The organism is Plebeiibacterium sediminum (assembly GCF_026013605.1).
Classification (GTDB): domain Bacteria; phylum Bacteroidota; class Bacteroidia; order Bacteroidales; family Marinilabiliaceae; genus Saccharicrinis; species Saccharicrinis sediminus.
In genome coordinates this window covers 18,675-32,574 of the sequence record NZ_JAPDPJ010000015.1, presented here as the reverse complement: position 1 = coordinate 32,574, position 13,900 = coordinate 18,675, and the positions used below count along the sequence as shown (strand labels likewise).

Genomic DNA, 13,900 nt, shown 5'->3' with positions numbered 1-13,900 from the left:
CCAGTGAATTTCAATAATTAATTAGTTTGGAAGCTCTATGTAGCCTCTTAGTTTGCAATCTCGTGTTTCGCGAATGGCTTTTGCAATATCAAGCGCATTTTGGCGAGCACCTTCCATTGAGGTATGCGTGTGGTCTTTGGGGTGCAATTTGCTTACTTCATCAGGTCCTAATTCCTGATATCTGTTGGCAATACGTTCGTTAATATTAAGGAAAAGGACTCCGGTTGAGTCTGCAACTTCTTTTGCCCAGTTACAATAGTTCAGGTGTCTTCTGTCTACTTTACCGTCTTTCCACATATTACGGGGAGTAAGCGACAATACAATAGGGGTAGCCCCTGTTTCTTTAATTTTTTCAATATATAGTTTTAAATACCAGCCATATGTATGAACAACTTCAGTAGTACTATCGGCAAGTGATACCGTTTCTGTTTCATTACCTGTGCCGTGAATCGTTCCTCTGTATTTTGGGGCCCCGGGATTAGAATCATCATTATGACCAAACTGAATCAGAGCAAAATCTCCTTCACCCATTTTGATTAATGCTGAATCTAAAAGACCTTCATTCATAAAAGTACGCGTACTACGACCACCACGAGCTTTGTTATGTACAATAACTCTTGTGGTATCAAAATACATAGGAATCATTCGTCCCCAACCAATGGCAGAGTCATTACCAAAAGCTGCAGTAGAGTCACCCAAAATAAACACATCCTTTTTAACAGGGAAGTTAATTACAGGGTTCTCTAATAGATATTCACTAAGTGCACACTCCTGATTTTCTTTGATACCTTCAACCACCAATGAAGCTGCAATAACAGCGCCTTTAGCCGATGGATGTGTTTTGTCTTTTTCCCAAAACATGTAGTTCATCACTTTTTCAGGACCTAATTTCTCCATGTAATCTGACATCTTATGGTTAAGGTCAATGAAAGTTACATTTTCTGCAGTTGCGATCTGTCGTGCCCAGGTTGCGTAAGTGTCTTTAAAGCTACGGGCTTTTCCGTCTTCCCACTTATTTTGAGGAATAGAAGAAATAATTATAGGAGTGGCACCTTTATCCTTAATTTCGTGAATAAATTGTTTTAAATACCAACCGTACGAGTGTACAATTTCATGTTCACCGGTAAGCATGTTATCAATTTCCTCTGTTTCATCACCAATACCTTTAATAGTTCCGCGGGCACGTTTTTCATCGTTAATGGCACTGTTATCGTTGTGTCCAAACTGAATGGTTACAAAATCTCCTTTTTTCAACTTGGCAAGTACAGGTTCCCATAGTCCCAACGATCGGTAAGTTCTAGTGCTGGTGCCACCTCGGGCATGGTTTTCGTGATTGATTTTTTCTAAATCGAAATACTGTCGTATAGGGTCTCCCCAGCCCCATAATCCTCCAGATCCATCGCCTTGTCCGTTTTTAACAGTTGAATCACCTATGGTGTATACTGTTGGTTTAGAGGTAGCATCTTTTTTATCCTTATTGCTGCAGGATAAAAAGGAGGTTGTAATAAAAATAGTTAAAACAATTAACGCTAGTTTGTTCATTTGCTAAGTCTTATATTGATTATAGATAGTTTATTAGATTAATTCCCTGGCCAAAGTTATATTTTGTCAGAAATAATTAAAATTTACAATATGGCTTCAAAAAGTGGGTGTTATTGTTGTAATGTGTAGATAGTGAATTGTTTAGTTGTGTTTTTTGAGTGATTCAGTGGTACCGTTGAACATAAAAGTGGATTATTTTACATTTAATTTTTAGAACTTAAGTCTTTAGTATTGAATGCTTATATGTACAGATACATCATTTTAAATAAAGCATTTATTCTTATGCTTAAATATTCTAACTTCGAGCTTTATTTTTGAGTTATGAATATAGAGAATTTAGTTCTTGAAAAGGAATACACCATAAATAGTCTTTTAATAAACAGCAATAAGCAACTGGGTTTATACGGATTGCTGGGCTTGCTGCAGGATATTGCCTACGACCATGCAGCGCTGCTTGGCTATGGTTACGAGGATATGATTAACAATAATACCTTTTGGGTATTGATTCGGCAAAAGTTAAAGATGACCTATTGGCCCAAATGGAAGGAGAAGGTGTTCATTAAAACCTATCCAAAACCAGGTAAAGGATGTTTTGCGGATAGAAACTTTGAAATTTATTATAAAGATGAAAGGATAGGGGAATGTGCCACCAGCTGGATGATTTTAGATGCTCAAAACCGTAAACCACATTTTCATCATGGGTTTGATGAACAGTTTGATCCTGGTGCAGCTTATACATTACCTTTTACAACAGATAAACTGAAGATTCCTGAAAATATGGATTTACTTAAAACTGTAGTGGTTAAAAACAGCGATCTGGATTTGAGCAAGCACGTCAATAATTTTAAGTATTCGCAGTGGATTTTAGATTTAATTCCATTTAAATATCATAGTTCTTACACTGTTATTGAGTATGATATCAACTTTTTAGGTGAAGCCTTTTTAAATGATGATGTAGAATGTTATAGTAATATCCATCAATTGCAGCCTGAATTCAAAAATGAAATATATTTTTGTGGAATAAATAAAGCGAGTTCAAAATCGGTTTTTAGTGTGAGGTTAACAGTGAGTAGAAAGTGACCATAGGAGATTGTTGAAGTAGTTTTTTTAATCTTCATTATATTTAGTATTAAGGTCTGAATACTCATGTGGTTACTTACATGATTTTATTGTTAAAATTTGTTTTGTAAAAAAAAATAAATTACATTTGAATCCGTTATTAACCAGAGCTGAAATTTGATTATGAGAATAAAACACACACACAATTACAATATAACTACTTAGTGTATTTAAATTAATTTTTTGCCTTGATGTTCTATTTATGAGCTAGATTGATTTAGCTTGTATATTGACAACATCTTTAACTACCAAGATTGTTAACCCAATTCTATACTTATGAATCTTTTAAGAGTATATATCTTATATGGTATATCTTTCTTTTTTTTAGTGATACTTTATGCGTGTAATGAAAATGATCCTATTCCTAAAAGATTAGAAATTACATCCCAAAAACAAGTTGATAATTTTCATTATGCCTCTATTCCCGGAGATATTATTATATCGGGTGAGTTTATAAATAATCTGGAAGGTTTAAGTTTATTGCAAAATATTGGAGGAAAGTTAATTATTAAGAATAATCCTATGCTTGTATCGTTAGATGGATTAGAAAATATAGTCGCTGTTGATAGTGGAATAAGCATTTGTGATAATTATGTACTAAAATCCTTACCTGATTTTAAAATCCTTAAAGGAGAATTGAGTAGTTTAAGTATTTCAGTTAATCCGAAACTTACATCATTAAAAGGTTTTGATCAGATCAATAAACTTTCTTATTTGTCAGTGTCTGATTGTGATTTATTGACTAATCTTAATGGATTGGAAGGAGTTCGTGAAGTTGAAACTCTTGATATTAGCGAAAATGAAAAACTAAATTGTTTAAAAGGACTTGATAGTATAGAGGAAGCAGAAAGGGTAAATATATCAGGTAATCTTAAATTGGAGTCAATTAGTAATTTAAATAATATCCGCAAAGTTGAATCGTTAACAATTACAAATAATCCAATGCTTAGGGCAATAAAAGATCTTAATACTCTACGTTATATTGGAAAATTGTATGTGTCAGAATTGATAAATCTGGATACCATAAATATACCAACTGTTTCAACCCTAAATACATTGTCAATATCAAATTTAAATTGCAAAGTATTTTGTTTTAATCAGGATATAGCCTGTAGTTCAGTTGATATAAGTTATTGTGATGAAATTGATAATGTTGATTTTTTATCAGAATTGAATTATGTAACTTCTGTTTCAATTCAATATTGTAAAAATATAAATGATCTAAATGGCTTATCCCAATATATGCAACTTGAAAAGTTCTTATTAACAGGTAATCCTTCTGTATATAACCTTTATGGATTACAATCATTAAGAAGAGTGAAGCATTTAAGTATTGCAGAAATGCAAAATATTGAATCACTTGAAGGTTTGGAGAATTTAGAAAGTGTAGATGAAATATTCATAACAAGCAATCCTAATCTGGCTTCTTTAGCCGGTTTGGAAAAACTAATTGCGATAAATAAAAAATTAGTAATAGGAGGGTATGAAAAATCAGCTTTAGCAAATCCTCTATTAAAAGATTATTGTCCTATTTCTAATGCTATAAAAGCTCATGTACCCGATGAGTTTTATGTATATCACAATTTATACAATCCTACTATTGAGGATTTTGAGAATGGGATGTGTAGTAATAATGAACAATAAAATAAATATTTTAAAAATGTAAATAGTATCAACTTCTGTTTTGTGACGAACAATAGTAGTCTCAGAGTAGCGGGAAAAGGAAAAAGCCTCCAAGCCTAAAATACCGAAATATTTCAAACGTTGGAGACAAAGTATAGTAATTAATGAGAGTTGCAGCTCTCATTGCAAAAATAATAAAATGATTAAAAAAATCTTGCTTTATAGCATGTTTATACTGATGTTATGTAGTTGTAAGGACAAAGGCATTGGAACACCACAAAAATCACCAGAATGTAGGTGGAATAAAAATGATGATATCCATTATCAATATATAGAATTAAAACATCCAGAAAATATCTCTGATTTGCTAACTTATTCATCGGTGTATCCCAATAGTGAATATATTGCTTCTTTATTGGATATTTTTGGAGGACATTATGAACAAACAAAATCAATAATTAAAGTTGTAGTAAAAGCTAATGGATGCTCAGGAACAACTAGTAAAACTACTTCTTATACAAAATCAAATCATAGTGATCTTGGGACCTGGAGTATAAATAATATTTATACTCCTAAGAATTCTAAAAAAGAATTTGAAGTTAAGGTTGAAATAAAAAGTGGATTACATGCAGATAGGAATGGGGGAGAAGGTTATGTTGTGTGGACAAAATCAAGTATGGCAAATCAGTTGGATTCACCACAAAGTGGAGTTATCCAGGGGGTTTATAAAAAGGTATCAAATGGATATCACGGGGGCATAATAAAACCAAAGCCAGTTTTAATGTATAAAGATGGTAAATATTTAAAAGCAATTTTGTAATGAAGAATATATATATATTGGTAATACTCGCAATTATCTTATTTTCTTGTGAAAAAGAAAAACAAAATAGCGAACAAGGCGTTTCAAATGTAATTGATAATGAGGTGAAAGAGTGTGTTTTGGCAACGGAACCTTCTGTTTATAGTAATTACTTTAATAATGATAGTTATTTGGCTGGGTATTCTTCTGTAAAACAGAATTCTTTATCTGATGAGGAACTAGTTCCAATTTTTGTAGAACAAGAAAATGGTTTGAAGAGTACTAAACAAATTGCTTTTACAGCAAATAATCACGATGTTTTAGCAGGGGTTAGTAATTTAAAGAGTGCGCCAATTACCAAGGGACATGATTTATTTAATAGTTGGTATGGTCAGGATGTGAAATTTATATTAAGCTCAAATAGTAAATTAAAGAGTGCTTCTTCAGTAGATACAGTGGCAATAGAAATGTATGTTCCTGAGTTAGTTGAAATATTATCACCCCCTATCGAAACAGCACAAGAGTTATATCCATATTGTTATTACGATAATTTTATTCTAAAGTGGAATGCAGATATTAATAACGAAAATGGTTTGGTTGTAATTGTTGAATGGCTTGGAACTGTTCTTTCTGAGGATGAAGATGAAGCTACTTATGTAAGGAATATTGATGTTATTAAAGAGGATGATGGAGAAGTAGTGTTGAATAGTAAGTTATTTGATAATATCCCTAATAAAGCTTTGGCTTATGTAACATTACTGAGGGGAAATATTGAAATAGCAGAACTTGATAGTACTAGTTATAGAGTATTTGGTGAGAGTCATGCCATTTTACCTATGGTTTTAGTAAAAGAGATTAATAATTAATTAAGAATGTTTTTAAGCTTGTCATAGCTTCTTAGCTATGACGAGTTTTATTCTGATTTCATTGAGAAAAATAATTATTACACAATTATTATTGTTATGTGCTCAGTTGTTTGTTTATGGGCAGCATCATGAAATTACCCATGAATTGAGTTTTAAGCTGGGTTGTGTTGCATATAACAATAAACAGACTATTCCTAACGGGGTTAAAGGTAGAGTCATTGGTTTACAATATTCTATAGCCAAAAATGATAACCATAATAATCATAGGAGTTATTTGCTTATTGATTTTAATACTGGGGGATTAAATCGTAATGTAAATGTTTATGGAAGTCAGAATATGTATGTATTTTACGGAGGAAAGTGCGGAGTTGGTAATGAATGGGAAATTTTTAATCAATCGCATTGTTATGTAAATCAATTTTACATTGGAGGTTTACTGGAATCAGAAGCCGAGTATGTAGTCTCTGAAAAGGTTAATAACGATAATGGTTTATTAGGTGCAGATGTTTTTGGCAGATGGACTACCGGGATTGATTTTACATTAAGAAATCAGACTAAATTAAAAGATATTGTTATAGAAAATTTTGTTTGTGTTCCATTTGTTGGAGGAGGATATTTTCCTGAAGCTCCATATAAATCAAACAATGTCAAACCTTCAGTTTCATATTATTTACATCCCAATGATTTAGTTTTTATTGGTAGATTAATTCAAATTGATTACGAATTAAAAGTTGTAGTACCTATAAACCAAATGAATGTTTGTTTTTTATACAGATATAAAAATCATACTTATTCAAAAGGTATCGAAAATCAGAAATATATGCAGCATCAATTTGGAATAGGTATTAGATTTTAGGATAAAATGATAAAACTGAAAGATATAATAGTAGTATTGCTATTTATGGTAATAACTTATTCATGTACCGATAATCTTTTTAATGAAGAAGAAGGCTATTTAAATACATTTCAATCATTTTGGGATATTCTTAATGAACGCTACGTTTTTTTTAAGGAGAAAAGTGTAGACTGGGATGCAGTATATGAAAATTATTATACCAAGTTTGAAAAAGTTACAAGTGATCAGGAAGCTAAAAAATTATACCAAGAAATTATTGATCTATTTCATGATCGGCATGTTAGGATAAGTATTAACAATGATTATGGAATTAGTTATGAATCAGAATTAGAAGTTCCTGAAATTAGTTTTGGGATGGTTTATGGTTTTTATTATTTAACTAATTTAAAGGAATATGACAGTCTTCATTTAGGTCAATTACCTAATAAAATTGCTTATCTAAGAGTATTGAATAATTTCAAAGGAATATCAGGTAGCAGTTTGCCGTTGAGTGATTATAATTACGAAAATGGTTTTGTATTAGATTTAAGAGATTGCATAGGTGGATATACAACAGGCTTGGAGTTGTTGGATATTTTTATAGATGCTACAAGGATTGCTTATTATGAGCAGTATCGTAATGGGATTAATCGGCAGGATTTTACTCGAAAGTTCTCAGTGGTTTTAAATGGAAAAGGTATCATATCAAATTCAATACCTAAAGTTGTTTTAATTAATGATAATACTTATAGTATGGGTAATTTTATGGCATCGGTATTGAAAGATTTAACTAATAGTACTTTTGTGGGTCAAAAAACAGGAGGCGGAGGAGGAACTATAAACTCGGTATATTTACCAAATGGTTGGGGACTTACTTATACGTTTACAAAAATTTATAATTTGGAAGGACAGACGATTGAAGATGGAATTAATCCGGATGTTGAAGTTATAAGAAATAATGATTTTTGGGAAAATGAACATAGAGAAACAGGTATTGATCCACAATTGGAGAAAGCGCTTGAGGTATTGCAAAGAAATGATTGAGAAACAATATCTTATAATGGGGGTTGTTTCTGGGTTAATGGTTTGTGCATCATATTCTCTTTACTATTTATCTTTTATTAGCTTAGTTCCATTATTATATTGTTTTAATAATAAAGAAAAAATCAATAATTATAAAATTTTATTAGCGACGATTCTATTTTTAATCCTTTGGAATGCTTTTAATTATCAGTTTCTATATTCTTTTTATATTGAAGATGTAAAAGTCTATATCCCGGTTTTAATTGGAGTTTTTACTGTATTAGAGCTATTGCCATTTATTGTTTTACTATCTAATTTGAAATTTAAACGTGTATATTTTATATGTTTATGGATCTTGATGGAATATTTTATTTCTCAATGGATTTTAAAAACACCATTTAGTTACTTAGGTATTTTATTAGCAAATAATGCTTCAATTATACATTGGTATAATCATACTGGAGTCTTGGGAGGTTCATTATGGGTGATTGTTGTTAACGTTTTAATAACATATGAGATTGGGGTTGTTATGCGAAAAGGCTTTAAATCATTTAGATACTTATATATAATTGTTGCAGTAATATTTCTACCCATTACTATATCCTTAATTATTTCAGACACTCCTATGCCAACAAATGAGGCACGTAAAGTAAAGATTCATAGTTACAGCAGTGTTTGTAAAATAGAACAAATTCAGGATAGAATCATAGAATCAAATAATGATATTATAACAAAAGGTGTTTGCTATGATGTTTTTCCAGAATTGGTTATCAATCTAAATAATGAAAATCCGGAAGATAATAAGATAATAGAGTCAATAATAAATAATAACCTTCAGTATAAAAAAGATTCTCTTATAACAATTCTTGGAGCTAATTTAACAACATGGGGTAAGCAACAAGTTTTAGCTGTACTAATTAATGATGATGTTGTTAAAACGAGGTATAAGGATGTATTGGTTCCTCTGGGAGAAGAAATTCCTAAAATGTTAGATGGTATAAAGAATTTAGATGTTTATAAAAATTATCTTTCAGAAACTTATATTACACCTGATAATAATGAGAGTATATTTGCCTGGCATGCAGATTCAATCCATGTATCAATTTGTTATGAATCGTTTTTTGAGCAAAATCTTAAGGAAAAACTAAAAGATGAGGTTGGTGCTTTATTTGTAATTGCACGAGAGCCATTTCTTAATAATTATCACTATAAAAATTTGACTAGATTATTATCAGTTTGTAATGCAATTATTTTTAATAAATATTTAGTAAGGTCTTCTTGGTGTGGATTATCTTGTATCATTGATAATCGAGGATATGTGTTAAATGAAGTTTATAATAAGAATGATGTATTAGAATCAGTATTTTATTTAAATAAAAAAGATACTTATTATTTAACATCAAGATGTAATCCGGTTTTAGTTTTTATTTTATTATTGTTGTTTTTTGTAATTATGGTAAATTTTACATCTAGATTTATAATCTAATCAATTGTGTATTTTTGCAACCAAAAAACAATAAAAGACTTTTCTGTAATTTGGAAAAGTTTATGAAAAAAGAGACTGTATGTATAAAATAAAAATTTGGGTTGAGTTTAATGATGTGGCCAGTATTGGAGAGATATCGAATAAAGCCAATATAAAATTAACAATAGAAGGCGATTTTAAAAAGGTTGACATTGTTTCTCAGTTGGATTTAAAATCAGGTTACGAATTTGAATACGAAGAGCCGGGTGAGTATTGTTTATCGCTTGAAAATGAATTTGTGAATTATAAAGAAAATTTTGTGTTTGATGAATCCATCACAGACCTTGAGATAGAAGTTGAATAATAGACAATTATAATGTTATGGTAAGGGAGGTTTTGTGCATAAAGCTTCCCTTACTTTTTTTATACCCATTGCAAAATCTTTCTTAACTTGAATAGGTTAAACCCACTAAAAGATGTGTTATGCCTGTTATCAATGTGTACTTGACTTTTGATGGTAATTGCGAGGATGCTTTCAATTACTATAGAGATGTATTTGAGGTTGAATTTGCAATGATTAACCGTTTCAAGGATATGCCGCCTCAAAATGGAACTAAATTACCTGAGGGCGATGCTGAAAAAATTATGCATGTTTCACTACCCATTAGTGATGAAACTGTTTTGATGGGATGCGATGTTGGAGGAGAATGGTCAAATGATTTTGTTCAGGGCAATAATTTTTCAATTTCAATAGAAGCGGATTCAAAAAAAGATGCCGACCGCTATTTCGATATGCTATCGATTGATGGAGAAGTGGTAATGCCAATGGATACTACATTCTGGGGATCGTATTTTGGTATGCTTACAGATCAGTTTGGAATTAATTGGATGGTTAGTTTTGATATCGAGAATTCCAAGTAGAATCACCTTTCAGTCTACAAGTCTTTCGAACAAAATACCATTATGTTTGTTTGCGATTTGTTAATTTTACTGACTTTCTGTAAGGTATTGATGTTGTTTTGATTGACTGGATTAATGGTTAGTGGTTGAACAAAGATATTACTGTGAAAAATTTTAAAATAGTGTTTTAAAACATATAAAATTACACTTAAATCTTGTCAGAATAATAATAAACTGTACATTTGCGCATTCAAAATTTCAAATGGGCAGATTAGGTTACATTATTATTTCTTTTTTGTTTCTGAACATATTTATTGTGTTAGAGTGTAATACAACTGTTGTTCAGGTAATTTGCCGTCAAAGTACTCATGCTTATTGTAGTGCGAAAGTTCTTCATATAGTTGCCGACTTAGAAGAAGATGATTATTTGTGTGCTGATTTTGATTTATGTAAGAATGAGCCAACTATCACTTTTGATTTTGGTTTTGAATCCCCATTCAACAAAAACTTTAGCAGTTTTATTTTATTTGAAGCAGATGTTTCTCCCCCGTTATATTTTTCATTAGTATAAACTACTATCTGCGGACTTTATACTTAAAATGTGTAAAGCAAAATAGAATTTTCTATTTACATAACTAACATATTAAAAAAAGTATCACAATGTTTTATTTAATGCTAATCCTTTTTGTTGTGGGATATGGTTTTATCATGTTTGAGCATGTTAACCATATTAATAAAGCAGCAACAGCCCTATTGATGAGTTCTCTCATTTGGGCCATTTTTGCCCTTGGAGGTTCCGATATACTGAATCTGGGCTTTAGTTCTGCCTGGACAAAATACTTAGAAGAATTGGGTAGTCTGGCTGAAGCAAAAGAGTTTATCACCCATCATGCTTTATTGGATAATTTAGCGGAAACATCCTCTATTTTATTTTTCTTATTGGGTGCTATGACTATTGTTGATTTGGTTGACCGTTACCAGGGATTCAGAATCATCACCAATAAAATTAATAGCTCAAGTGCAACCCGTTTGCTTTGGATTATTAGTTTGCTGACCTTCTTTATGTCGGCCATATTGGATAACCTAACTACCACCATTGTTATCATTACCGTATTGCGTAAGTTGTTAACCGATCAAAAAAACAGATGGATCTTTGCCAGTGTTGTTGTTGTTTCTGCAAATGCAGGAGGTGCCTGGTCACCAATTGGTGATGTTACTACTATTATGTTGTGGATCGGAAGTCAGTTAACAGCTGGTCATATTATTGCATCTGTTATATTACCTAGTTTGGTCAATGTAATTGTAGCTACTTATCTTTTTTCGCTACTTACAAAGGGGCAAGTTTTACGACCTGTATTGCCAGATGAAGAGACTGTAGATTTTACCACTCCATCAGAAAGGATGTTTATGTTAATTATTGGTATTCTGGCTTTGGTTTCAGTACCGGTGTTTAAAACTGTTACCCACCTGCCACCATATTTAGGCATGTTGTTGGGTCTTGGCGTTTTATGGGTGATGAACGACAGATATTTACGTCACAGACCTCATGAAGATAAACGTCATTTAAATGTTTCATCAGTAATTAAATCAGTAGATATTCCTACGGTAATGTTCTTTTTAGGAATTTTAAGTGCAGTAGGTGCACTTCAGGCTGCAGGACATCTCGATTTAATGGCTTCATTCCTTGATGAACATGTTAAAAATATTTATGTGATAAATATTATCATTGGTATTGTATCCTCTATAGTAGATAACGTACCTTTGGTCGCTGCTTCTATGGGAATGTATCACATTGCCGGAACAGGAGCTGCAGGTTATATGGCTAACTTTGTTCAGGATGGAAATTTCTGGTCGTTTTTAGCCTATTGTGCAGGTACGGGAGGTAGTATTTTAATAATTGGTTCTGCAGCAGGAGTAGCTGCAATGGGACTTGAAAAAATAGATTTTATGTGGTATCTGAAAAAAGTAAGTTTAATTGCTTTAGCAGGATATCTGGCAGGAGCTGCAATTTTTTATTTACAAACGATAATCATATAGCATATTAATTTATGTTGAATAAGAAGTTTATTTTAAATACGCTGGGGTTAATATTGGTGTTTGAAAGCCTTTTTATGCTCTTGAGTGCGGGGGTATCTCTGTTTTATGGAGATTTTGATGTTGAAGCTTTGTTAATATCCTTTGCAATTACCTTTTCTGTAGGTGGATTGTGTTGGGCATTAAACAGAAAGGTGGAAAAAGACATGCTGAAAAGAGAGAGTTTTATTATTGTAACTCTTGTTTGGGTGGTCATGTCAATATTTGGTAGTTTGCCTTATATATTTAGTGGAACAATTCCTGGTTTTACAGATGCTTTCTTTGAAACAATTTCCGGATTCACAACTACAGGAGCTTCTATAGTTAATGACATAGAAGCTTTACCACATGGAATTTTGTTTTGGCGTAGTATCACACACCTTATTGGAGGTATGGGAATTATTGTACTGGCAGTTGCTATTTTACCATTTTTTGGATTTGGTGGAATGCAGCTTTATAGTGCCGAAGCAGCAGGTGTAACAAATGATAAACTTCATCCCCGAATTACTAAAACAGCAAAAAGTTTGTGGGGTATTTATGTAGTGTTAATACTTTCAGAAACTGCTTTTTTAATGTTTGGAGGAATGCCTCTGTTTGATGCCTTGTGTCACAGTTTTGGAACAATTGCATCAGGAGGATTTTCAACAAAGAATGCAAGTATTGCTGAATACTCACCATATATACAATATGTAATTATTGTGTTTATGATTTTTGCCGGTACTAACTTTGCCTTGTTCTTTTTTGTATGGAAAGGCAATTGGAAAAAGCTGACCAAGAATGCCGAGTTTAAGGTGTTTTTAAGTGTAATTCTAGTGGTTTCGCTTTGTATCGGAACAACCTTGTTTTTTCATACCAATCAAACATTCGAAAAATCATTCAGAGATGCGTTGTTTCAGGTTACAAGTACCATAACGAGTACCGGATTTGTTACTGCCGATTACACAGCATGGCATCCATATCTTACATTCGTAATCTTTGGTTTGATGTTTAGTGGAGCCTGTGTGGGAAGTACATCTGGAGGAATCAAGTTGTTCCGACATATGATATTGGTTAAAAATATCAAGATTGAATTTAAAAGAATGAGTCATCCCAATGCGGTTATTCCATTAAAGATTGGTAAAAATATGGTTTCGCACGAAGTGATTTATAAAGTATTGGCATTCCTGGTGCTTTATATGGCTATTTTTTGCGTAGGAACCTTGTTAATGACCATCGTTGGTTTAGATATGGATTCTGCTTTTGGAGCAGTAGCTACCTCAATGGGTGGTATTGGTCCAGGATTGGGAGTAGTTGGTCCAATGAATAACTTCTATGCAATACCTGAGGCAGGGAAATGGATTTTATCTGTTTTAATGCTACTGGGACGTTTAGAATTGTTCTCCGTATTGATTTTATTTGCTCCGGGATTCTGGAAGAATAATTAAGATATTTAACAAAGAATGAGGAAAAGACGGTTTTGATTGTTTAGGCATGATAAACCGTTTTTTTGTTTTCAGACTTTGGTATTAAAACAAAACATCCAAAATTAAGTTGTTTCAATAAGGTTTTGGATGAAATAATGACGACCAGCTAAATTTTGCTTACTGTGTTACATCTAAAACTTTCTTTATATTGCGTGTAATTAAAAATGTATAGGATTTGATTATCATCCTATC

13 protein-coding genes are annotated in these 13,900 nt (G+C 31.9%); 12 read left to right on the top strand and 1 reads right to left on the bottom strand.

Translation table 11 applies throughout. The annotated features are described in order from the left end of the window. Positions 1-21: 21 nt before the first annotated feature. On the bottom strand, positions 22-1,542 hold the full coding sequence (locus tag OM075_RS08585; protein ID WP_301190086.1) for a rhamnogalacturonan acetylesterase: 1,521 nt from the start codon (positions 1,540-1,542) through the stop codon (positions 22-24). Positions 1,543-1,863: 321 nt separating this feature from the next. Here OM075_RS08585 and OM075_RS08580 point away from each other — a divergent pair, with 321 nt between their 5' ends. From OM075_RS08580 to OM075_RS08525, 12 genes are all read left to right on the top strand, one after another. After that, positions 1,864-2,622, top strand: coding sequence for an acyl-[acyl-carrier-protein] thioesterase (locus OM075_RS08580; protein ID WP_301190085.1), 759 nt, complete (start codon positions 1,864-1,866; stop codon positions 2,620-2,622). A 315-nt stretch (positions 2,623-2,937) separates the two neighbouring features. Next, positions 2,938-4,305 (top strand): hypothetical protein, encoded by a 1,368-nt coding sequence (locus OM075_RS08575; protein ID WP_301190084.1) that lies wholly within the window; start codon positions 2,938-2,940, stop codon positions 4,303-4,305. A 178-nt stretch (positions 4,306-4,483) separates the two neighbouring features. Further along, entirely contained in the window at positions 4,484-5,104 is a 621-nt protein-coding gene (locus tag OM075_RS08570) for a hypothetical protein (RefSeq protein ID WP_301190083.1), read from the top strand. After that, entirely contained in the window at positions 5,104-5,949 is an 846-nt protein-coding gene (locus tag OM075_RS08565) for a hypothetical protein (protein ID WP_301190082.1), read from the top strand. The genes OM075_RS08570 and OM075_RS08565 overlap by 1 nt, the downstream gene beginning before the upstream one ends. A gap of 61 nt (positions 5,950-6,010) precedes the next feature. Next, complete coding sequence (locus tag OM075_RS08560; RefSeq protein WP_301190081.1) at positions 6,011-6,805, top strand: hypothetical protein; 795 nt, start codon at positions 6,011-6,013, stop codon at positions 6,803-6,805. A 6-nt stretch (positions 6,806-6,811) separates the two neighbouring features. Next, entirely contained in the window at positions 6,812-7,828 is a 1,017-nt protein-coding gene (locus OM075_RS08555) for a S41 family peptidase (protein ID WP_301190080.1), read from the top strand. Then, positions 7,821-9,293 (top strand): hypothetical protein, encoded by a 1,473-nt coding sequence (locus OM075_RS08550; protein ID WP_301190079.1) that lies wholly within the window; start codon positions 7,821-7,823, stop codon positions 9,291-9,293. The genes OM075_RS08555 and OM075_RS08550 overlap by 8 nt, the downstream gene beginning before the upstream one ends. A 79-nt stretch (positions 9,294-9,372) precedes the next feature. After that, positions 9,373-9,636, top strand: a complete 264-nt coding sequence (locus OM075_RS08545; RefSeq protein ID WP_301190078.1) for a hypothetical protein — start codon at positions 9,373-9,375, stop codon at positions 9,634-9,636. Between the two features lie 119 nt (positions 9,637-9,755). Next, entirely contained in the window at positions 9,756-10,193 is a 438-nt protein-coding gene (locus OM075_RS08540) for a VOC family protein (protein WP_301190077.1), read from the top strand. 295 nt (positions 10,194-10,488) lie between these two features. Next, entirely contained in the window at positions 10,489-10,743 is a 255-nt protein-coding gene (locus tag OM075_RS08535; protein WP_301190076.1) for a hypothetical protein, read from the top strand. An 89-nt stretch (positions 10,744-10,832) separates the two neighbouring features. Next, a complete protein-coding gene (gene nhaD, locus OM075_RS08530; protein WP_301190075.1) occupies positions 10,833-12,209 on the top strand; it encodes a sodium:proton antiporter NhaD in 1,377 nt (458 codons plus the stop codon). 11 nt (positions 12,210-12,220) lie between these two features. Continuing rightward, entirely contained in the window at positions 12,221-13,669 is a 1,449-nt protein-coding gene (locus tag OM075_RS08525; protein ID WP_301190074.1) for a TrkH family potassium uptake protein, read from the top strand. The last annotated feature ends 231 nt before the right edge of the window (positions 13,670-13,900 follow it).

Bases quoted from the DNA above. Each gene is read 5' to 3' on its own strand.
- OM075_RS08585 (WP_301190086.1), bottom strand. From the start codon at position 1,542: ATGAACAAACTAGCGTTAATTGTTTTAACTATTTTTATTACAACCTCC.
- OM075_RS08580 (WP_301190085.1), top strand. From the start codon at position 1,864: ATGAATATAGAGAATTTAGTTCTTGAAAAGGAATACACCATAAATAGT.
- OM075_RS08575 (WP_301190084.1), top strand. From the start codon at position 2,938: ATGAATCTTTTAAGAGTATATATCTTATATGGTATATCTTTCTTTTTT.
- OM075_RS08570 (WP_301190083.1), top strand. From the start codon at position 4,484: ATGATTAAAAAAATCTTGCTTTATAGCATGTTTATACTGATGTTATGT.
- OM075_RS08565 (WP_301190082.1), top strand. From the start codon at position 5,104: ATGAAGAATATATATATATTGGTAATACTCGCAATTATCTTATTTTCT.
- OM075_RS08555 (WP_301190080.1), top strand. From the start codon at position 6,812: ATGATAAAACTGAAAGATATAATAGTAGTATTGCTATTTATGGTAATA.
- OM075_RS08550 (WP_301190079.1), top strand. From the start codon at position 7,821: ATGATTGAGAAACAATATCTTATAATGGGGGTTGTTTCTGGGTTAATG.
- OM075_RS08545 (WP_301190078.1), top strand. From the start codon at position 9,373: ATGTATAAAATAAAAATTTGGGTTGAGTTTAATGATGTGGCCAGTATT.
- OM075_RS08540 (WP_301190077.1), top strand. From the start codon at position 9,756: ATGCCTGTTATCAATGTGTACTTGACTTTTGATGGTAATTGCGAGGAT.
- nhaD (WP_301190075.1), top strand. From the start codon at position 10,833: ATGTTTTATTTAATGCTAATCCTTTTTGTTGTGGGATATGGTTTTATC.
- OM075_RS08525 (WP_301190074.1), top strand. From the start codon at position 12,221: ATGTTGAATAAGAAGTTTATTTTAAATACGCTGGGGTTAATATTGGTG.